At 70.1% G+C, this 20,140-nt stretch carries 14 protein-coding genes; 5 read left to right on the top strand and 9 right to left on the bottom strand.

All coding sequences use genetic code 11. The features are described 5' to 3' along the window. The first annotated feature begins 22 nt into the window (after nt 1–22). The 3 genes from ACGFT2_RS30490 to ACGFT2_RS30480 are packed head-to-tail and all read left to right on the top strand — an operon-like array spanning nt 23 to nt 2,721. On the top strand, nt 23–919 hold the full coding sequence (locus ACGFT2_RS30490; protein WP_393284427.1) for a metal-dependent hydrolase: 897 nt from the start codon (nt 23–25) through the stop codon (nt 917–919). Then, nucleotides 919–1,968, top strand: a complete 1,050-nt coding sequence (locus ACGFT2_RS30485; RefSeq protein ID WP_393284425.1) for a PDR/VanB family oxidoreductase — start codon at nt 919–921, stop codon at nt 1,966–1,968. The genes ACGFT2_RS30490 and ACGFT2_RS30485 overlap by 1 nt, the downstream gene beginning before the upstream one ends. A gap of 36 nt (nt 1,969–2,004) precedes the next feature. Continuing rightward, nucleotides 2,005–2,721, top strand: a complete 717-nt coding sequence (locus tag ACGFT2_RS30480; RefSeq protein ID WP_393284422.1) for a TetR/AcrR family transcriptional regulator — start codon at nt 2,005–2,007, stop codon at nt 2,719–2,721. Between the two features lie 8 nt (nt 2,722–2,729). Here the strand turns inward: ACGFT2_RS30480 and ACGFT2_RS30475 are convergent, their stop codons facing one another. The 3 genes from ACGFT2_RS30475 to ACGFT2_RS30465 form a co-directional block, all read right to left on the bottom strand. Next, complete coding sequence (locus tag ACGFT2_RS30475) at nt 2,730–3,092, bottom strand: 5-carboxymethyl-2-hydroxymuconate Delta-isomerase (RefSeq protein ID WP_393284419.1); 363 nt, start codon at nt 3,090–3,092, stop codon at nt 2,730–2,732. 32 nt (nt 3,093–3,124) lie between these two features. After that, complete coding sequence (gene pulA, locus ACGFT2_RS30470) at nt 3,125–8,524, bottom strand: pullulanase-type alpha-1,6-glucosidase (protein ID WP_393284416.1); 5,400 nt, start codon at nt 8,522–8,524, stop codon at nt 3,125–3,127. 685 nt (nt 8,525–9,209) lie between these two features. Continuing rightward, nucleotides 9,210–9,476 carry a hypothetical protein gene (locus ACGFT2_RS30465; RefSeq protein ID WP_393284412.1) on the bottom strand — a complete coding sequence of 89 codons (267 nt, stop codon included), beginning with the start codon at nt 9,474–9,476 and terminating at the stop codon, nt 9,210–9,212. Here ACGFT2_RS30465 and ACGFT2_RS30460 point away from each other — a divergent pair. Next, nucleotides 9,457–10,410 (top strand): hypothetical protein, encoded by a 954-nt coding sequence (locus ACGFT2_RS30460; RefSeq protein ID WP_393284409.1) that lies wholly within the window; start codon nt 9,457–9,459, stop codon nt 10,408–10,410. The genes ACGFT2_RS30465 and ACGFT2_RS30460 overlap by 20 nt on opposite strands. Here the strand turns inward: ACGFT2_RS30460 and ACGFT2_RS30455 are convergent. From ACGFT2_RS30455 to ACGFT2_RS30430, 6 genes are all read right to left on the bottom strand, one after another. Beyond that, nucleotides 10,385–11,848, bottom strand: a complete 1,464-nt coding sequence (locus tag ACGFT2_RS30455; protein WP_393284406.1) for a Yip1 family protein — start codon at nt 11,846–11,848, stop codon at nt 10,385–10,387. The two genes, ACGFT2_RS30460 and ACGFT2_RS30455, sit on opposite strands and share 26 nt — an antisense overlap. Nucleotides 11,849–11,980: 132 nt before the next feature. Continuing rightward, complete coding sequence (locus ACGFT2_RS30450; RefSeq protein ID WP_393284403.1) at nt 11,981–13,357, bottom strand: alpha-amylase family protein; 1,377 nt, start codon at nt 13,355–13,357, stop codon at nt 11,981–11,983. 148 nt (nt 13,358–13,505) lie between these two features. Beyond that, nucleotides 13,506–15,194, bottom strand: coding sequence for a glycoside hydrolase family 13 protein (locus ACGFT2_RS30445; protein WP_393284640.1), 1,689 nt, complete (start codon nt 15,192–15,194; stop codon nt 13,506–13,508). A 167-nt stretch (nt 15,195–15,361) separates the two neighbouring features. After that, nucleotides 15,362–16,267, bottom strand: coding sequence for a sugar ABC transporter permease (locus ACGFT2_RS30440; RefSeq protein ID WP_393284401.1), 906 nt, complete (start codon nt 16,265–16,267; stop codon nt 15,362–15,364). A 13-nt stretch (nt 16,268–16,280) separates the two neighbouring features. Then, nucleotides 16,281–17,285: a carbohydrate ABC transporter permease gene (locus tag ACGFT2_RS30435; protein WP_393284398.1), complete on the bottom strand. Its 1,005-nt coding sequence runs from the start codon at nt 17,283–17,285 to the stop codon at nt 16,281–16,283. 105 nt (nt 17,286–17,390) lie between these two features. Further along, nucleotides 17,391–18,665, bottom strand: a complete 1,275-nt coding sequence (locus ACGFT2_RS30430) for an extracellular solute-binding protein (RefSeq protein WP_393284396.1) — start codon at nt 18,663–18,665, stop codon at nt 17,391–17,393. Nucleotides 18,666–19,045: 380 nt separating this feature from the next. Between ACGFT2_RS30430 and ACGFT2_RS30425 the strand changes: the two genes are divergently transcribed. Then, nucleotides 19,046–20,080 carry a LacI family DNA-binding transcriptional regulator gene (locus tag ACGFT2_RS30425; RefSeq protein ID WP_393284393.1) on the top strand — a complete coding sequence of 345 codons (1,035 nt, stop codon included), beginning with the start codon at nt 19,046–19,048 and terminating at the stop codon, nt 20,078–20,080. Nucleotides 20,081–20,140: the final 60 nt, after the last annotated feature.

Genomic DNA, 20,140 nt, shown 5'->3' with positions numbered 1-20,140 from the left:
TACTCGTCAGTACATTGACGCCATGTCTAACACGCAGGCCCGGCCGGTGGAGTCGGAGCGCATCCCGCTCAAGGCCCGCAACGTGTCCTTCTCGTGGGAGGACACGCCGCTGCACTGGGTGCCCGGCGACCCGTTCACCACGCACACCATCAACGTGCTGCACCTGCTGCTGCCCGCCGGTGAGCGGTGGTTCGTGCACGTGTACAAGCAGGTGCTCCCCCTCATCCGGGACGACCGGCTGCGCGAGGACGTCGTCGGCTTCATCGGGCAGGAGGCCATGCACTCCCAGGCGCACGACGAGGTCCTGCCGCGCCTGCGGGAGCTGGGGCTCGACCCGACGCCGTACACCGCACAGGTCGACTGGTTCTTCGAGAAGCTGCTCGGCGACCGCACCCTGCCGCCGGGCAGGGCACGGCGCTGGTGGCTGCTCGAGCGGGTGGCCCTCATCGCGGCCATCGAGCACTACACCGCCTTCCTCGGCGACTGGGTCCTCAACGCCGCCGAGCTGGACCGGCGCGGCGCCGACCCGACCATGCTGGACCTGCTGCGCTGGCACGGCGCCGAGGAGGTCGAGCACCGCTCGGTCGCCTTCGACCTGTTCCTGCACGTGGACGGAGGCTACCGGCGCCGGGTGCGCACGTGGGCCCTGGCCTTCTCGGCGCTGGTGTTCCTGTGGCAGCGCGGGACCCGCTTCTTCATGGAGAACGATCCGACACTCGTGGACGGCAAGGCGTCCTTCCGGGACTTCCACCGCAGCAGCCGGCAGGGCACCCTGCCCGCCACCGGAGACATGCTGAAGTCCATCCCGCGCTACCTCAGCCGCGCCTACCACCCCTCCCACGATTGCTCCACCGAGCAGGCCGTGGCCTATCTGGCCTCCTCCCCCGCCGCGCTGGCCGCGGAGAAGGGGCTGGCGTGATGCCGAAGCCGCGGACCCTCGCGCTCCTCGCGGGCGCCGCGCTGCTGAGCAGGCGGGCCCTGCGCCGCCGGGTCAGGACCTCCCCGCTGTGGCCGCTGCCCGCCCTGGACCCGCCGGTCTCCGGCCGGCCGCGTTCGCGGGCGCTGCGGCTGCTGCTCGCCTCCCGCGAGACGATCGCCGACGGCGTCGTACGACTGCGCCTGGAAGGTGACGGCCTGCCCGGCTGGGAGCCCGGGGCGCACCTCGATCTGGTGCTGCCCTCCGGCCTCGTGCGGCAGTACTCGCTGTGCGGGGACCCCGCGGACCCCTCCTCCTACACGATCGCCACGCGGCTGGTCGGGGACGGCCGGGGCGGCTCGCGCGAGGTGCACGAGCAGCTCGCCGAGGGCATGGAGCTCGAGGTGCGCGGGCCCCGGAACCGCTTCCCGCTGGTGGCGGCTCCGGCGTACCTGTTCGTCGTCGGCGGGATCGGCGTCACCCCGGTCCTGCCGATGCTGCGGGCCCTGCCGGACGGCGCCGACTGGCGGCTGCTGTACGGGGGGCGGACCAGGGCGTCGATGCCGTTCCTGGAGGAGGTGCGGGGCCTCGCCGGGGACCGGCTGACGCTGGTCGCCGAGGACGAGGACGGCCGCCCGGACCTGGACGCGCTGCTCGCGGGCGTGGCGGCGGGCACGGCCGTCTACTGCTGCGGACCCGAGGGCCTGATGGCGGCGGTCGAGGCACGCCTGCCCGAGGGCGCCACGCTGCACCTCGAACGGTTCGCGCCCCGTACGTCGGCCGACGGGAACGCCGAGTTCGAGGTGGAGCTGCGGCGCAGCGGCCGGACCTGCACGGTGCCCGCGGACTCCACCCTGCTGGCGGCCGTGCGACGCGAACTGCCGAACACCGCCTACTCCTGCGAACAGGGCTTCTGCGGGACCTGCCAACAGCGTGTGCTGGAGGGTGAGATAGACCACCGGGACGAGCTGCTGACGGACGCGGAACGCGCCGACTCCATGCTGCTCTGCGTGTCTCGGTCCCGGAGCGGCCGCCTGGTGCTCGACATGTGAACGTCGGCGGCCGGATCTGATCGGTAAGGTGTTCGCATGAGTACCGGGGTTCGCCGCAGGATGGGCGTCGAGGAGCGGCGGCAGCAGCTGATCGGCGTCGCCCTCGAACTGTTCAGCAGGCGCTCGCCCGACGAGGTCTCCATCGACGAGATAGCGTCGGCCGCGGGCATCTCACGTCCGCTGGTCTACCACTACTTTCCCGGCAAACTCAGCCTGTACGAGGCCGCGTTGAAGCGGGCCGCCGAGGATCTCGCGGGCCGCTTCGCCGAGCCGCACGAGGGCCCGCTCGGCGCCCGGCTGCTGCGCGTGATGCGCCGCTTCTTCGATTTCGTGGACGAACACGGTCCCGGGTTCTCGGCGTTGATGCGCGGCGGCCCGGCCGTCTCCGCCGACGGGATCGGCTCGAGGGAGCATGTCTCGGCCACCCACGCGCTCATCGACTCGGTGCGGCAGGCCGCGTACGAGCAGATGCTGTCGCACCTGGACGTGACCGACCCGTCCCCGCGCCTGGAGCTGGTCGTCCGTTCCTGGATCTCGCTCGCCGAGTCCACCGCGCTGATCTGGCTGGACGGCCGGCGTGTCCCGCGTGCCGAGCTGGAGGTCCAGCTCGTGCACGACTTCGCCGCGCTGGCCGCCGTGGGCGCCGTCCACGACGAGGACACGGCCGCCCTGCTGCACACGATGGCACGGAACGAGCCGGCCGACGGCCCCTTCGCGGAGCTGGTCGGCCGGCTCATGTCCCTCGCGTCCTGAACCGGCCTCTAGCGGTCGAACTTCCGGTAGGACGGGTCGAGGTCGCGGACCTCCGCGGACGCGTGCAGGGTGAACGCCGCCTCGGCGACATGCCCCCGGAGCAGCTCCAGCACGGCCTCGGACAGCCGCGCCTTCGTCTCGTCGTCGCGTCCGGCGAGGAGCTCGATCCTCACGTGCACGACGGCGTGCCCGCGTGCCCCGGGATCCTCGTACCCGAACACCGTGTGCGCGCTCGGCCGGAACTGCGTCGTGCAGGCCTGCGGCCGCGCCGCCGCGATCTCCACGGTCGCCTCGTGCAGGGCACGGGCGAATCCCTCCCGGTCGAAGGCGTTCTCCATGGTGCCGGAGTAGTCGACGGTGATCTGCGGCATGCGCACTCCTGTTCTACGGCCAGGGCCTCACCCTAGTTCTTCGCCCTGCTGAACACCGCCACCGTCCGGGCCGGCACGGTGAACGTGCCGGAGCCGGTCGCGTAGGAGGAGGTCTTCACCACCGGGTCGGCGCCGGCCGCCTGCACCGGGTGCAGCGCGAAGGGCGTTCCGGCGAGGGCGCCGACCCGCTGCTCCTGCTGCCGCGGGGTGGCGTTGAGGACGACGACCAGGTCACCGAGGCTCATGGTGATCACTCCCGGCGTCTCGTCCGTACCGGACAGCGGGAAGGAGAGGCGGTCCTGTACCCGCGCGGCCGTGCCGAGGGAGAAGGCCTTCTCGGTCGTACGGATCCGCAGCAGGTCCCGGTAGGCGGCCGACGCGCCGGTGATCTGCGGGCAGCCGACCTCGACGGTGCCGAGCAGCGGTGCGGCGTACTCCCACTTGGACCGGTTGTCGGCGGCCGGCGGCAGCCCGCGGCCGAAGCCGTTGCCGTCGGCGCAGTTCCAGTGGACGGCGTTGAACCAGTCCCCGCTGTCGAAGGAGTTGCGGTCCAGCGACTTCGAGCGCAGCAGGTCGGTGCCCGCCTGGGAGAGGGACGGCCCCTGTGAGAGAGCGGCCGTGGCCATCGCGAGCACCTGCATCCGGGCGCGGTCGGAGGCGGCCGTGTCCTTGGGGAGCTTGTAGGCCAGGGCGTCGAACAGCGATTCGTTGTCGTGCGCGTCCACATAGGAGAGGGCGTCTCCGGGAGCGGCCGCGTATCCGGCGGGCGAGCCGTTGTAGTCGACCTCCGCGCCGGTGACCTTCCTGCCGTTCGTGTCCGTGAAGCGGTACCCGGCGAGGTTGCCGGTCAGCCCGACCTTGATCAGGTCCTGGTAGTGCAGCAGCCGGGCCTTCTGCTCGGCCGGGGTGCCGTTCGCGGTGGAGGAGTTGGGGTCGGTGTACAGACCGGACGCGAAGCCCTGGACTCCGGGGTCGGCGTCGAAGGGACCGCCGCCGCGCACGGCGTCCCGGGCCCGGTCGGAGAAGGTGGCGATCCCGGTGCCGGCCATGTTCTTCTGCGTGGCCTGCACGAAGCGGGCGTCGTCCGCGACCTCGCCGAAGTTCCAGCCCTCGCCGTACAGGATGATCTTCTTGCCGTCGACGCCGTCCTTGGCGGGGGTCAGCGCGTCAAGGGCCTTGCGGACGGCCAGGATGTTGGCCTTCGGGTGATGGCCCATGAGGTCGAATCGGAAGCCGTCGACCTTGTACTGCCTGGCCCAGGTGACGATCGAGTCCACGACGAGCTTGCCCATCATCGCGTTCTCCGGCGCGGTGTTCGCGCAGCAGGTGCTGTCGGCCACCGAGCCGTCCGCGAGGAGCCGCTGGTAGTAGCCGGGCACGATGCGGTCGAGCACCGAGGTGTCCGCCTGTCCGGCGGCCGCCGTGTGGTTGTAGACGACGTCCATGACGACCCGGAGTCCGTCCTGGTTGAGTGCCTGGACCATGCTGCGGAACTGGACCGTGCGGGCCGTGCCGTCGGGGTCGGTGGCGTACGAGCCCTCGGGGACCGTGTAGTGGTACGGGTCGTAGCCCCAGTTGTAGGCGTCCTTGGCGGCGATCTTCGCCACGCACTCCTGCTGCTTGTCGGAGTCCGCGGGGTAGGAGCCCAGATCGCAGTCGGTTCTCGCCTGGTCCGCCTTCTTCTCCGGGATGGTGGCGATGTCGAACGCGGGGAGCAGGTGCACGTACGACGTGCCGGACGCGGCCAGCCGGCGCAGGTGTCTCGAGCCGTCGCTGTCCCTGTCGGTGAAGGCGAGGTAGGTGCCCGGGTGCTTCGAGGTGCGGTCGGCGACGGAGAAGTCGCGGATGTGCAGCTCCTGGATCTGCGCGTCCTTCAGCGGTACGGCCTCGGGCTTGCGCAGCCCGGACCAGCCGCTCGGCGCGAGGGACCGGTCGGTCAGGTCGACCACCAGGCTGCGCTCGGAGTCGGCGGTCAGGGCGACCGAGTAGGGGTCGGTGACCTTGTTGGTGACCGTCTTGCGGACGGTGGGCGCCCAGACCTGGACGACGTACCGGTAGGGCTTGCCCTTCCAGGACGCCGGGCCGGTGACCGACCAGACGCCGGTGGTGTCGTCGCGGTGCATGGGCTCGATCGAGCCGTCCAGCTCCAGTGAGACGCTCCGCGCCGTGGGCGCCCAGACGGCGAGGGTCGGCTTCCCGTCGTGGAAGACCGGCCCGAGGGCGGCCTTCGTCGCGGCGGGGTACAGGTCGTCGAGCACACCGGCGATCTGCACACCGGTCGCGGCGAGCACGGCGCCGTTCGCCGCCCGCTGCGAGGCCACGATCTGGCCCCTGAGCGCCGCGCGCACCCGGTCCCGGTCGCGCGGGTCGACGGACCAGGCGGCGTAGTCCGACAGGTGCGGGAACTTCGCCTTCTGGGCGTCGGTCAGCGTGGTCTTCGACAGCCGCAGCCAGCGCTCGTCGTCGCTGGTGAGTGCGCCGTCCCGGACGGTGATCGAGCCGTCGGCGGAGTACAGCAGCTGGGTGGAGGCCGCGCCGTCCACGCCGTTCCAGGCGAGGGTGTTCCGGTCGATCCAGACCGCCTTGGACGTGCTCGGGTCGAGAGCGGCGGCGCTGCCGGCCGGCTGTGGCAGCAGGTACTTCTCCTGGCCGTTCAACAGCCACACCTCGTTGCCGTCCGCCCGGAGGTCCAGTGCCCGGTCGGTGGGCAGGTCCTTGTCGTCGCCCTTGTGGACGATGTAGCCGAGGCTGGTGGCACCCTCGGTGAGCGGTACCTCGAAGACCGCGCCATAGGCATCAGTCTTCACCGGCTTCAGCGGATCCGACCAGTCGGTGGGGTGTGCGGCGCCGGTCCACACGTGCAGGCCCCAGCCGTCGTAGTTCCCGTCGGCACGGTGGTAGTGGAGGACGGCCTTGGTCTTGTCCTGGGCGGGCAGGTCGGGTCGCCGCGTCAGGACGTCGGCCTTGCCCTGTTCGAGCCACACCTCACCCGTCTCGGTGACGTCGATGCTCCGGTCGGCGGAGACGTCCTTGTCGCCGTTCTTGTCGACGACCAGGAAGCCGACGTTCGAGGCGCCGGGCCTGAGCTTGACGTAGGCGAAGGCTCCATAGGCGTCCCGGCCGGTGAAGGGGTGGCCGGCCGGCCAGGTGGTGGCCTCGCCGTCGGCGAGGTCGCCCCAGGCGTACAGGCACCAGTCTGCGTAGTCGCCGTCGGTGCGCTTGTAGTGGACGACCGCGTAGTCCCGGGAGGTGGCCGTGGGCACCTCGGGCGCGGGCGGGGTGCCGGTGGTGCTCGCCGCCGTGGCGCTCGCGGTGTGCCCGGCGGAGTCGATGACGACGGCCTTGTAGCGCAGGGCGGTGCCGGCCGGTACGTCCTTGCCGAGGGTCTGGGTGACCCTGTACGGGGCGTGGTCGGCGGAGCCGAGGGTGCGCCACGGTCCGTTGCCGGTCTGGGCGGCGAAGACGACCCGGTCGAGCTGTCCGCCCTGGACGTCTGCGGACAGCTCGACGGTGCCGGTGGCGCCGGTGCCGGGGGCCCGGAGCGTGATCGTCGGCTCGGCGGCGGGTCCGGCGAGGGGGCCGGCCGCCTTCAGGACGACGGCGGCGCCGGCCGGGACGGTGAGGGTGAGCTTCTTGCCGGTGTCGCTGCGCACGGTGGTGTCCGTGCCGTAGATGCCCCGGTACGGCATGTCCGCCGAGCCGGTCGGGAAGGTCGCCGTCCGTGCCGTGGCCGCGTTGTTGAAGGCGACGACGTACTCCCGGCCGCTCCCGGCGTCCGTACGGGTGAAGGCGTAGACACCGGCGCCGTCGGCCGCGTACCGCTCGGTCTGGACGCCGTCGGTGAGGGCCGGGTTGTTCTTCCGGAGCCGGGAGAGGGCGGCGATCTCCCGGTACAGCGGGGCGCTGGGGTCGTAGGCGTCGCTCGCGTGGGTGCGGTCGGTGCCGATCTCGTCGTCGTCGAGGTAGTCGGCGGCCTTCGAGGCGAACATGGTCTGGCGGGCGTCCTTGTCGCCGCCGGAGCCGGTGAAGCCCTGTTCGTCGCCGTAGTAGACGACCGGGTTGCCGCGGCTGAGGAACATCAGCTGGTTGGCGAGCCGGTCCTTGGCGAGGATCTCGGCGTCGGTCGCCCCGGGGTCGTCCTGCTTCAGGAAGTATCCGATGCGGCCCATGTCGTGGTTGCCGAGGAAGGTGACCTGCTCGTAGGCGTTGGCCTTGCCGGTCGTGTACTTGTAGTCGTCACCGAAGACGCCGGCGAGCCGCTTGGCGCTGCCGCCCTGGGAGGCGTAGGAGCGGGCCGCGTCCTGGAAGGGGAAGTCGAGGGTGGCGTCCAGCCGGCCCTGGGTGACGTAGGGGGAGGTGACGGAGGTGTCGGCCGAGTAGACCTCGCCGAACATGAAGAAGTTCTTCCGGCCGTGCGCGGCGGCGTACTTGTCGAGCGCCGTGGCCCACTGCGTCCAGAACTCCATGTTCACGTGCTTGACGGTGTCGATGCGGAAGCCGTCGACGCCGAAGTCCCGCACCCAGCGCTGGTAGATCCGCTCCATGCCCCTGACGACCTCGGGACGTTCGGTCCACAGGTCGTCGAGGCCGGAGAAGTCGCCGTAGGTGGCGGACTCGCCGGCGTAGGTGGAGTCGCCCCGGTTGTGGTACATGGTGGGGTCGTTGAGCCAGGCGGGGACCTTGTCGCTGCTGGTGGCCCTCGGTGTGCGCGGGAAGGAGCCGGCGTCGACGGCCGGGAACCTCCCGCCGCCGGCCGCGTGGTCGGCGTCGTCGAAGGGCCGTCCGTCCCTCGTCAGGTAGGGGAAGGCGCCCTTGGAGAGGTAGTCGTAGGACTTCTGCTCGTAGTCGACGACGTCGGCGGTGTGGTTGGTGATGACGTCGAAGAAGACCTTCATGCCCTTGGCGTGCGCCTTCGAGATGAGGGCCGAGAGGTCCTCGTCGGTACCGAAGTGCGGGTCGACCCGGGTGAAGTCGGTGATCCAGTAACCGTGGTAGCCGGCGGAGGCGTTGCTGCCCGTGCCCTGCACCGGACGGTTCTTGAAGATCGGGGCCATCCAGATGGCGGTGGTGCCGAGGCCCTTGATGTAGTCGAGCCGCTTGGTCAGGCCCTTGAGGTCGCCGCCCTGGTAGAAGCCCTTGTCGGTGGGGTCGTAGCCGGTGCTGAGCCGCGAGCCGGTCAGTCCGCCCCGGTCGTTGGCCCGGTCCCCGTTGGCGAAACGGTCCGGCATGACGAAGTAGAACTGCTCGCGGGTGTCGTCGTGTCGAGCGGCTACGGCGGCCAGTCTCGCGTCCGAGGGGGGTGCCGGCGGGGCGGCCGCGTGGGCGGCCAGTGGCTGGACGAGTGCGGCGGCGAGGGCGACGGCGGTGACGGCCGCGGCCCTTCTGCGATGCGGGGTACGGCGCGCCCTGGGCGCCGGCCATCTCGGTATCACAGGTGACAACTCCTAGCGAATGCGGCTCTGTTGGATCCCCGGGGATCCTCTGGGTGGTCCGACCCCACGCCGCGGCACGGCCTCGCTGCCCGGCGCCCGCGTGACCGTATCCCCGGCGAAAGGATTACAGCAAGGGGCTTGAAACCACCGGTAAGAACTTTCACCCGGCTCGCCCGGCTCCCGCCACCTGCTTGACCGTTCAACACCCGCGTCCTCGAGCGTTCAGCCCGCACGCCCTTGAGCGCTCAACCACACCGGACGCGCGGCTGACCGGGAGGCGGCGGCCATGGCCCCGAGTGGCCCGGGTTGCGGCCCACCGGCTGCGGAGTGAACGTGGACATTGGGGGGCGGCTGCGACGGCGGTGGCACTGTGAGCGGTGCGGGATCAGACCCGGGCACCGCGCCGGCGTACGGCGGAACCGCCCCACCGTCCCCACCGTCCCCGACGCCCGCTGTCCGCGCCGGACAGGGCGGCACCGAGCCCCTCTGGATCCCTGATGGCCAGAACCCTCCGGCGACATCTCTCCCGCATGACGAGTGCGTCCGCCCTGGCCGCGGCGCTCGCGTTGCCCGCGGGCGCAGCGACCGCCACGCCGGCACCTCAGCTCGGCGACGAGGCCGGAGCGGACGTGCCCGCACGGTGGACGTCCCCCTCACCCACGCCTCCGCCCCCGGCACCCACGCCTCACACACCCGCGCCGGCCTCCACGCCACCCCCTGCGCCGCCCTCGGCGACACCCTCCGCGACGCCGTCCGCGACGCCGTCCGGGCCGGCGCCTTCACCGACGACGCCGGACCGGACCGGGTCGAACACGTCGACGCCCAGCCCCCCGCCGCCCCAGCAGCCGCACCAGCAGAAGCTGGAACTCGACAGAGTGACGGCGGACTTGAGCCGCAGGAAGGGGGAGGTCCCCGAGACGCTGGCTCCCGGCGTGGACCGACTGACCGCCACCCTGGAGGCGATGCAGAACCCGCAGACCCCGCCGCAGGTGCGGGACGGGACCATCCGGACCGCACGGACGGTGAGCGCCGCACTGGATGTGATCGGCGCCCCCGGGACCCCCGACGCGACACGGGGTCAGCTGACCGGGCTGGTGAAGCAGGTGACCGCGACACTGAACGCGGCCAACCGGCCGGGGACACCACCCGAGGAGCGGCGCGCGATCACCTTGATCGCGGAGAGGTCGGCATCCGTCATGCCGATGATCGGCGACCGCGGGACGCCACGGGAACTGAGGGGACAGCTGGCCGGGATCGTGGGCAACCTCCTCTCCAACGTGAACCGCCACGCCGGAATGCAGGGCCCGGCGGCCGATGACATCCGTGCGGTGGCCACGGCGGCGGCCACCATCAGCGACCCGGGCACGCCCCACGGGAAGAGAAAGGAACTCGCACAGGTCACGTACGACGCGAGTGCGTCTCTGCGGGATCGGAGCGAGTCGGACGAGCAGATCGCCCGGATGAAGAAGAAGCAGGAAGAAGCCGCCTCCGCGCAGGGCCTGCCGGACGTACCGCTCTCCGAGGCCGCCGCGGTGTGCACGAACGCCGTCTTCGATTCCGTCCCGGTCGATACCCTCACGCGGGACCTGCGGACGGTGATACCCGGGGAGTGGAGAACCGAAGGCGTCAACGACTACTGGAAGTCGGAAGAGACACGGAACGCCGACCTCGACGTCACCGTCCAGTTGCAGAACGCCGAGATGTCCGACGCCCCACTGGAAATCAAGCGTCTCGTCCCCCGGCTAGCCGACGCCGTGCCGGCGAACGAGCTCTTCGCGACCCTCGGCAGGCCGGGGCTGCACTGCCTGCGGGCGGCTCTGCAGCTCGACGAGAAGTCCGGGGTGGAGTCGGGATCCTGGGTCAGGATGGCCGAGGAGAAGGCATAGACTTCAGCAGCTCCGCGACAGAGATCTCCGAAGAGGCGTTCACCGTGGAAACGTCGAATCTCTCGATATCCTTCTTCACTTCGGCAGGATCAGCACTCCCGGCCGGGGAGCCGCGGGAAGAGACGGAGTATTCCGGAGGGCCGTCCACGTACCAGGCCGCTCTCACGTAGTGCGGTCCGCGCGTCACGTTGATCAGGTTGTTGTTGTGGCGTAGCAGCCCCTGGAAAATGAGCTTCTCCCCGCACACCGACGGATGGCAGTAGTACTCGGTCCCCTTCTCCCACGACGGGTGCGGATCCTGGAAATCCTCCACGTCGATCCATCCCCGGTCTTTTCTCATGTACGTGATCTGAAGGTCGACGTGCAGCAGGTCGTACTTCACGTTTCGGGGCATCTGGAAGACATGCACCAGAGTGTCCTCCTGACCACTGCCGAGCACTCTGCCGGGCGGATAGAACCGCCCGCTGCTGATGGGTACGGCTTCGAGGTGATCGACGTACCTCTCAGCCTCCTCGTCCTCCTCGTCCCTTCTGTCGATACTCTCCTCCCATTCCCGCAACTGCCGCAGCGAGTCTCCCTGCTCGGAGTACTTGGCCGTCCTGCCGTAGACCGTGAAGTCATTGATGATGACGTACACCGGAACCTCGCCGGTGTTTTTGACGGAGAGTTTCAGCGGAACATGGACGAAGGGAAGTCCGCGGTCCGCCCTGGCCGTTCCGAAACCCGCTTTCAGAGCGAAGCGCATGGGAGCCACGGCGGGTTGGTACAGGGTCGAGTAGGCCAGGCTGACCGTGGTCAGGAGCGCCGAGACGAACACTCCGGCCGCGAATCGCCTGGGTGTCGGAACCGCCTTCCAGGATTTCTCGCGAATCAGCAGGTAAAGCGCCCACAAGGACCAACACCAGAGGGGCATGAAGGCCAGCATGTAAGGCGTGTACTGTGTCTCGTCCAGCCACATCACCAGGAGAAGGGTGTCCGTGGCCACCGCGATGAGGACACCGAGCAGGACGACGGCCCCGGAAACCTGGAGCTGCCGTCTTCCCCAGTGATCGGGGACGAGCACCGCCGCTCCGAGCTGCACCGCACCGGACAGGACGAACAGGGCCCCGGTCATCCGCTGCGCGAACGTGAGGGCGCCCGAGGCGTCCGGCCACCCGATCACCGCGTTGAGGGCCGCCGACGCGAGCAGTCCCGCCGTCATGAGGACGACGGTCACGCGTCTTCTCCAGGCCCGGTCCGGCCAGGTGGCGCTGTCACCGCCGCGCCAGTACACGGATGCCGGGTCCTGGACGTCCACGTCCGGGTGACCGAGGCGGTTCAGCATCTTCCGCAGTTCGCGCAGCGACCAGGCACTGCCCACGGTCCTGCCGCCCACGGTGACCGCGCGAAGACCACGACCGTCCGGTGCCTCGACGGTGACCCACGGGCGCATGCTCATGAAGTCAGCGTCGAACGCCGGCCCGGCCCGCGCATGCGGACTGCTCCGGTCGGCCCCACCGGCCACGGGCCGCGGCGCGCGTACGGGGGAATCGGTGCCCGGCCGCGTGGCCGGCCGGGCCCGGAGACGGGATCAGCAGCTCGGCTTGCCGGCGTAGACCGCCAGGGCCGTGTCGGCGCCCAGGGTGGCGGTCAGCTGTCCGCCGGAGTTCACCGCCACCGTCGTGTTGTTCTGGACGTTGCAGTACGTGCCCGCGGGCAGCGAGGTCTGGTAGGTCCGGGTCAGCGACGACGACTCGTGGTTGATGGCCACATAGCCCTTGGTACCCCGTCCGAACGCGATGGCGTTGTTGCCGTTGTCCCACCAGCCGGTGACCGCCTGCCCGCGGGTGGCGTTGCGGAAGGCCACCATGGACCTGATCTCGGGCCAGGCGTGCTGGCACTTCCAGCCGTCCTGCCAGCAGGCGACGACGCCGCCGCCGTTGGGCGGCCCGGCGTCCGCGTCGGACCACTCGTAGCCGGAGTTGACGTCGGGGGCGCCGTAGGGCCAGGCGAGCATGAAGACGTCGGCCAGGGTGTAGTTCGCACCGCTCTTGTAGTTGAGGGTGCTGCCGTTGCGCTCGGTGTCGTGGTTGTCGACGAAGACACCGGCCACCGAGCTGTTCAGATAGCCCCAGCCCTCGCCGAAGTTCTTCAGGTACGCGAGCTTCTCGGCGGTGAAGACGCGCTTGAGGTCGTAGGCGTAGCGGAACTCCTGGACGTCCCCGTCGCCGGTGTACTCGGAGGGCTGGACCGCCTCGTTCGCGCCGTAGATGACCTCCTGCTTCCAGTAGGCGCCGGGGTTCGTCAGACGGCTCTTGACGTTCGCCAGGTCCCCGGCCGGGATGTGTTTGGCCGCGTCGATGCGGAAGCCGTCCACGCCGAGGCTCAGCAGGTCGTTCAGATAGCCGGCGATCGTCTTGCGGACGTACTCCTCGCCGGTGTCGAGGTCGGCCAGGCCGACGAGTTCGCAGTGCTGGACGTTCCAGCGGTCGGCGTAGTTCGACACCTGGGAGGTGCAGTCGTCGAAGTCGTAGGACGAGTACAGGCCCGGGTAGTCGTACTTGGTGTACGACGAGCCGCCGGTGCCGGTGCCGGAGCCCGACGCCATGTGGTTGACGACCGTGTCGGCCACGACCTTCACACCGGCCGCGTGGCAGGCGTTCACCATGTTCCGGAACGCCGTGCGGTCGCCGAGCCGGCCCGCGATCCGGTACGACACCGGCTGGTACGACGTCCACCACTGCGCGCCCTGTATGTGCTCGGCGGGCGGGGAGACCTGGACGTAGCCGTAGCCGGCCGGGCCGAGGGTGGTGGCGCACTCCTTGGCCACCGAGGCGTAGTTCCACTCGAACAGGACGGCGGTGACGTCCTTGGTGCCGGGCGGGGAGGCCTCGGCGCTGGTCGGGTTCATGCCAATCAGGGCGGCGGCCGTGAGGGCGACCGCCATGGGGAGGGTTCTGCGTGCCATGTGGGGTCCTTCGACGTTGAAGGAGCTTGCTGCAACTTTTCAGCAAACTTGCGGTGACGCAGATGTTAAAGGCCCGCTGCCGGAAAGGCAGCGGGCCGGTGTGAAGTTGATGCGAGAACATCCGGAAGTGCCGTACGCCGTCCGGGAATCAGTCCTGCGTGGACCACCAGACGGTGGTGTCCGCCGGCAGCTTCGCCTCGCCGTCGACCTCGCTCACCTCGCCGCTGGTGAGCAGGACGCGGCCGTAGGCCGGGGTCGTCACCGACTCCCCCGTGGTGTTCGTGACGCACACGAACGCGCCCCGCCGGAAGGCCAGGACGCCCTCCGGCGCCCGCAGCCACTCCACCGCGTCACCCGCGCCGAGGTCCGGCTGCGACCGGCGGGCGGCGAGCGCCGCCCGGTACAGCTCCAGCGTCGAGCCGGCCGCCCCGGTCTGCGCCTGGACGCTCAGTTCGGCCCAGCCCGCCGGCTGCGGCAGCCAGCTGCCGCCGCCGCCGAAGCCGTACGAGATGCCCGTACGGGTCCAGGGGATCGGCACCCGGCAGCCGTCACGGAAGCCGTCCTGTCCGGCGCCCCGGAAGTACGCCGGGTCCTGGCGCACCTCGTCGGGCAGGTCCACCACGTCGGGCAGGCCCAGTTCCTCGCCCTGGTAGATGTACGCCGAGCCGGGCAGCGCCAGCATCAGCAGGGTGGCCGCCCGGGCGCGGCGCAGGCCCAGCTCGCGGTCGCCCGCGGTGCGGATCTGGGTGCCGAGGCCCGGCGGGTTGGCGAAGCGGGTGGCGTGCCGGGTGACGTCGTGGTTCGACAGGACCCAGGTGGCCGGGGCGCCGACCGGGCGCATGGCCTCCAGGGTGCGGTCGATGACCGTACGGAGTTCCCCGGCGTCCCACTCCGTCGCGAGGTACTGGAAGTTGAAGGCCTGGTGGAGCTCGTCCGGGCGGACGTAGTTGGCGGTGCGCTCGACGGTCGGCGTCCAGGCCTCCGCGACGAAGATCCGCTCGCCCGCGTACTCGTCGAGGATCGTGCGCCACTGGCGGTAGATGGCGTGCACGCCGTCCTGGTCGAAGAACGGCATGACATCGTTGCCCAGCAGCTTCAGCTGGTCGTGGTCGCCGAGGTCGGGCAGGCCGTCGGCCTTCACCAGGCCGTGGGCCACGTCGATGCGGAAGCCGTCCACGCCCATGTCCAGCCAGAAGCGCAGGATGGAGCGGAACTCGTCACCGACGGCCGGGTGTTGCCAGTTGAAGTCGGGCTGCTCGGGGGCGAAGAGGTGCAGGTACCACTCGCCGGGCGTGCCGTCGGGCTCGGTGACCCGGGTCCAGGCGGGGCCGCCGAAGATGGACTCCCAGTCGTTGGGCGGCAGTTCGCCGTTCTTCCCCTTGCCGGGGCGGAAGTGGTAGCGCTCGCGCAGCGGGGAGCCGGGGCCCTCGGCGAGGGCGCGCTTGAACCACTCGTGCTGGTCGGAGGAGTGGTTGGGGACCAGGTCGACGATGATGCGCAGGCCCAGCTCGTGTGCGTCGCGGATCAGCGCGTCGGCGTCGAGCAGGTTGCCGAACATGGGGTCGACGGCACGGTAGTCGGCGACGTCGTAACCGGCGTCGGCCTGCGGGGAGGCGTAGAAGGGGCTGAGCCACACGGCGTCGGCACCGAGGTCGCGGAGGTAGGGCAGGCGGGAGCGCACGCCCTCCAGGTCGCCCATGCCGTCGCCGTTGCTGTCGGCGAAGCTGCGCGGATAGACCTGGTAGATGACCGCGTCCCGCCACCAGTCGCGGCGGCGGTCGGCGACGGTGGCGACGGTGGAGTGGTCGGCCGGGGCTGCAGGATGCTGCTGGCTCATGGCGTCCTTGAGATGTGACGGAATTCTGGTCATGGGCGCGTGGGTACGGCGGCCGGGGGGGGCGGGCCGGGGTGTGCGAGGCGGCCGCGGTGCCGGCGGGGTCGGAGGGGCACCGCGGCCGCCCACCCGCGCGCTGGGGCGCGCGGGAACCTCTTGCGGCGAGGGCGTCAGCCCTTCGTTCCGCCCGCGGTGAGACCGGTCACCAGGTTCTTCTGCACGAGGTAGAAGAACGCGGACACGGGTATCGCGACCAGCACGGCGGTGGCGGCCATCAGGTTGCGCTGGGCGTCGTGCTCGCTGACGAAGCTCTGCAGGCCGACGGCGAACGTGTACTTGCTGTCGTCCAGCATGAACGTCGAGGCGAAGGCCACCTCGCCGAAGGCGGTGATGAAGTTGTAGAAGGCGGCCACCGCGAGACCCGGCTTGGCGAGCGGCAGGATCAGCCGGAAGAAGGTGCCGAACGGGCTGAGGCCGTCGACCCGTCCCGCCTCGTCGATCTCGAACGGGATCGTGTCGAAGTAGCCCTTGAGCAGCCAGGCGCTGTAGGGGACGGCCGTGGAGCAGTACACCAGGATCAGGCCGAGGTAGCTGTCGATGAGCTGCAGGTCCGACAGGATCTGGTACATCGGCACGATGAGAACGGCGATCGGGAACATCTGGGTGACCAGCAGCACCCACATGAACTTCCGGTAGCCGGGGAAGCGCATGCGGGAGACGGCGTACCCGGTGGTCGCGGCGACGAGGACGCCGATGACCGTGGTGCCCAGCGAGACGATCAGCGAGCTCTTCATCCAGTCGAAGAAGCCGGTGTGCCGCAGCACGAACGAGTAGTTGCTGAACGTCATCTTGTGCCAGATGCCGCCGGGGTGCAGGTAGTCGTCCTTGTCCGGGCCGAGGGAGAGGAAGACCAGCCAGGCGATGGGGAAGAGCGCGATCAGGCTCGCGACGATGAGAAGGCCGTGGGAGGCGAGTGACGCGAGCGGTCCGCGCTCGCCGCGCCGGGTCCCGCGGGGGGCCGGCGCCGGTCGCTGCCCGGTCACCGTGCCGGACGTCTCGGCAGTGGTCGTGGTCATGGGAACTCCTGCCTCAGATCGCGAGCTGCTGCTCGTTGCGGTTCAGCCAGCGGCGGTAGAACGAGGTGAAGACGATCAGGATGGCCAGCAGCAGGATGCCGTAGGCGGCCGACTGCGCGAAGTCACGCGGCTGCTGTCCGAAGCCCAGGTAGTAGGCCCAGGTCACGAGGATCTGCGCGTCGGGGGCGGTGTCGCCGAACAGCAGGAAGATGACCGCGAACTGGTTGAAGGTCCAGATGATGCCCAGCAGGACGACGGTGGAGCTGACCGACCTCAGGCCGGGCAGCGTGACGTACCGGAAGCGCTGCCAGGCGCTCGCGCCGTCCATCTCGGCGGCCTCGTAGAGGGAGGCGTCGATGGACTGCAGGCCGCCGAGCAGGGAGACCATCATGAACGGCACACCGCACCAGGTGTTGACCATGATCGCGGCGAACCGCTGCCAGAACGTGTCCTCCAGCCACAGCGGCGCCGGCAGGTGCAGCGCGTCGAGGGCGGAGTTGATGACGCCGCCGTCGGCGAGCATGAAGCGCCAGCCGAAGACGGTGACGAAGGTGGGCACGGCCCACGGCAGGACCAGGAGCAGCCGGTAGAGGGTACGGCCGCGCAGCTTCTGGTTGAGCAGCAGCGCGAGTCCCAGACCGATGCAGTAGTGCAGCGCGACGCAGAGCGCGGTCCACACGATCGTCCAGATGAAGTGCGACCAGAAGCGGTCGTACGCCGTCGGGCCGAACAGGATGTCCTGGTAGTTGTCGAGCCCGATGAACTTGTAGGTGGCGTCGATGTGGTTGACGCCGATCGTACGCGCGGTGTTGAGGCTGTTGGCGTCGGTGAGCGTCAGGTAGAGGCCGTACACCAGCGGGTAGAGGACCAGGACGCCGAGCACGACGGCGACCGGGGCGACCATGGCGTACGCGTACCAGTGCTTCTGGTAGCCGTTCCTGATGCGCTGCCCCAGCCCGGGACGAGGCGCGCGGTCACCGCGGCGCTTGCCGGTCGCGCGGTCGATGGCGACTGTCATGGTTCGACACCTTCGAGAAGAGTTCAGGGGTTGGGCCGGGGTACAGGCCGGTGGCCGCCGGATCCCTCCCCCCTCCGAGAAGGGGATCCGACGGCCACGCGGGGGTCACTTGCTGAAGTCGGGCACCAGCTTGGCGATCGCCAGCTCGGCGTTGCTCAGGCCCTTGTCCAGCGACTCCTTGCCACCCGCGATCTTGGGCAGCTCGCTGTCCAGCGGACCCCACAGGGAGCTGTACTCGGGCAGCGCCGGGCGGGGCTGGGCGGCGGCCAGGACACCCTGGTAGCCGGCGATGCCCGGGTCGGCCTTCACCTGGGCGGTGTAGGCGTCGTCACGGGTGGGCAGCGTGGAGTTCTTCAGGGCGATGGCCTCCTGGGACTTCGCCGAGGTCATGAACTTGACGAACTTCAGGGCCGCGGCCTGGTGGGCCTGGTCCGAGCCGGCGTAGACCGAGAGGTTGTGGCCGCCGGTCGGGGCGCCCGCCTTGCCGGCGGAGCCGGCCGGGACGGTGGCGATGCCGAGGTTGGACTTGTCCTTGAAGGCGCTGCCCTTGTAGAAGTTCGTGATCTCCCAGGGGCCCTGGATGATCGCGGCGACCTTGCCGTTGACGAACGCGTCCTGGATGTGGGCGTAGGCGTCGGCGGTGGTGTCCGCCTTGTGCAGGCCCTTGCCGGAGAACGTGCTCAGCCAGGTGGCGTAGCCCTTCTTCGCGGCGGCCGAGTTCACGGTGATCTTCTTGGCGGAGGCGTCGACGGTGTCGGCGCCCTCGCCGTAGAGGAAGGTCTGGGCGTAGTAGGCCTGGGTGGAGCCCCAGTAGCCGTCGACCTTCGCCTTGGTCTGGACCTTGGCCGCGTCCGCCTTCAGCTCGTCCCACGTCCTGGGGGCCTCTGTGATGCCGGCCTTCTTGAACAGGGCCTTGTTGTAGACCAGGGCGAGGGTGTCGGTGACCAGCGGCACGCCGTACGTCTTGCCCTCGTACTGCGCCTGCTTGATCAGGCTGGGCTGGAACTTCGCCTGGTCGGCGAGGGCCTCGGTGCCGTCCAGCGGCAGGAAGAAGCCCTTCTTGGCGAAGGCGGGGGTCCAGCCCACCTCGGAGCGCAGCACGTCCGGGGCGCCCTTGGCGCCGGCGGCCGTGTCGAACTTGTTCTGCGCCTGGTCGAAGGGGACGTTGACGTACTTGACCTTGACGTTCTTGTTGGCGGCCTCGAACTTCTTGATCAGGGCCTGGTACGTCGGTGCCTCATTGGTGGCGTTGGAGGTGTCCCACCAGGTGATGGTGACCGGGCCGTCCGACTTTCCGCTGTCGTCGTCGCTCCCGCCGCAGGCCGTCGCCGTGAGGGCGAGGGACGCCACCAGCGCGGAGGCCGCTATGCCACGCCGCATGAGTTCTCCTTGAGGGTTGAGCCCGTGTGCTGCAGGAGCGGCCCCGTCCGCCGTCCCCGCCGTCTTGCCGACTGCGCCGTTGCGGCGGCCGGGCGACCAGGAACGTAACAGCCATGTAAGCGCTGCGAAAGACCTTGCAGAAAAAAAGTGCAAGGCAACACAACGGTTACCCGGCCGTGACCGGGCGTCGACCGTCCCGCAACCGCGCGGTGGCGCCACTGAGCGGCGAGGACGGCACTTGTGCAAGACTCTGCAAGCTCTTGCCACCATGAAACCGAGGGAGCGCGATGAGGCAGCAACCCACGGCAGGCTCTTCGCCCGCCCGCGCCCGGCGTCCGGCCGGTGTGCAAGGGGGCAGGCGACCGGTACAGTCCAGTGCCGTGACCACACGGCTTGCCGACATCGCTGCGCAGGCGGGGGTGAGCGAAGCGACTGTCAGCCGGGTCCTCAACGGGAAGCCGGGCGTCGCCGCCACCACCCGCCAGTCCGTGCTCGCCGCGCTGGACGTGCTCGGCTACGAGCGCCCGGTCCGGCTGCGGCAGCGCAGCGAGGGCCTGGTGGGCCTCATCACGCCCGAGCTGGAGAACCCGATATTCCCGGCCCTGGCGCAGGTCATCGGCCAGGCGCTGACCCGCCAGGGCTACACACCGGTGCTCGCCACGCAGACCCCGGGCGGGTCGACCGAGGACGAGCTGACGGAGATGCTGGTGGACCGCGGGGTCGCGGGGATCATCTACGTCTCCGGGCTGCACGCCGACACCACCGCGGACATGCAGCGCTACGAGCGGCTGCGGGCGCGGGGCGTGCCGTTCGTGCTGGTGGACGGGTTCTCGCCGAAGGTGCAGGCGCCCTTCATCTCCCCCGACGACCGGGCGGCGATGTCCCTCGCCGTGACCCATCTGGTGTCGCTGGGGCACACCCGGATCGGGCTCGCGCTCGGACCGAAGCGGTTCGTGCCGGTGCAGCGCAAGATCGAGGGTTTCGTGCGCGCGGTGCAGGACCAGCTGGGGCCGGCCGCGGAGAACGTGGAGGCCGAGCTGGTCCAGCACTCGCTGTACACGCTGGAGGGCGGTCAGGCGGCCGCGGCCGCGCTGATCGAGCGGGGCTGCACGGCGGTGGTCTGCGCCAGCGACATGATGGCCCTGGGCGCGATACGGGCGGCCCGGCAGCGGGGCCTCGAGGTGCCCCGGGACGTGTCGGTCGTCGGCTTCGACGACTCCCCGCTGATCGCGTTCACCGACCCTCCGCTGACCACGGTGCGCAAGCCGGTGCCGGCGATGGGCCAGGCCGCGGTGCGCACGTTGCTGGAGGAGATCGGCGGGACGCCGGCACCGCACAGTGAATTCGTGTTCATGCCGGAGCTGGTGGTGCGCGGTTCGACCGCCTCGGCGCCGCACGTCGTCCGTACGTCGTAGAAGGTGCACGGCGAACCCGACCTTGGGATGATCGGTCGAGGAAGCCGTGTCTGGCAGACT

It is taken from the genome of Streptomyces sp. NPDC048514 (genome assembly GCF_043199955.1).
GTDB lineage: Bacteria > Actinomycetota > Actinomycetes > Streptomycetales > Streptomycetaceae > Streptomyces.
Note: the sequence above shows the minus strand (reverse complement) of the source record. Positions and strands in the feature narration are given on the sequence as shown.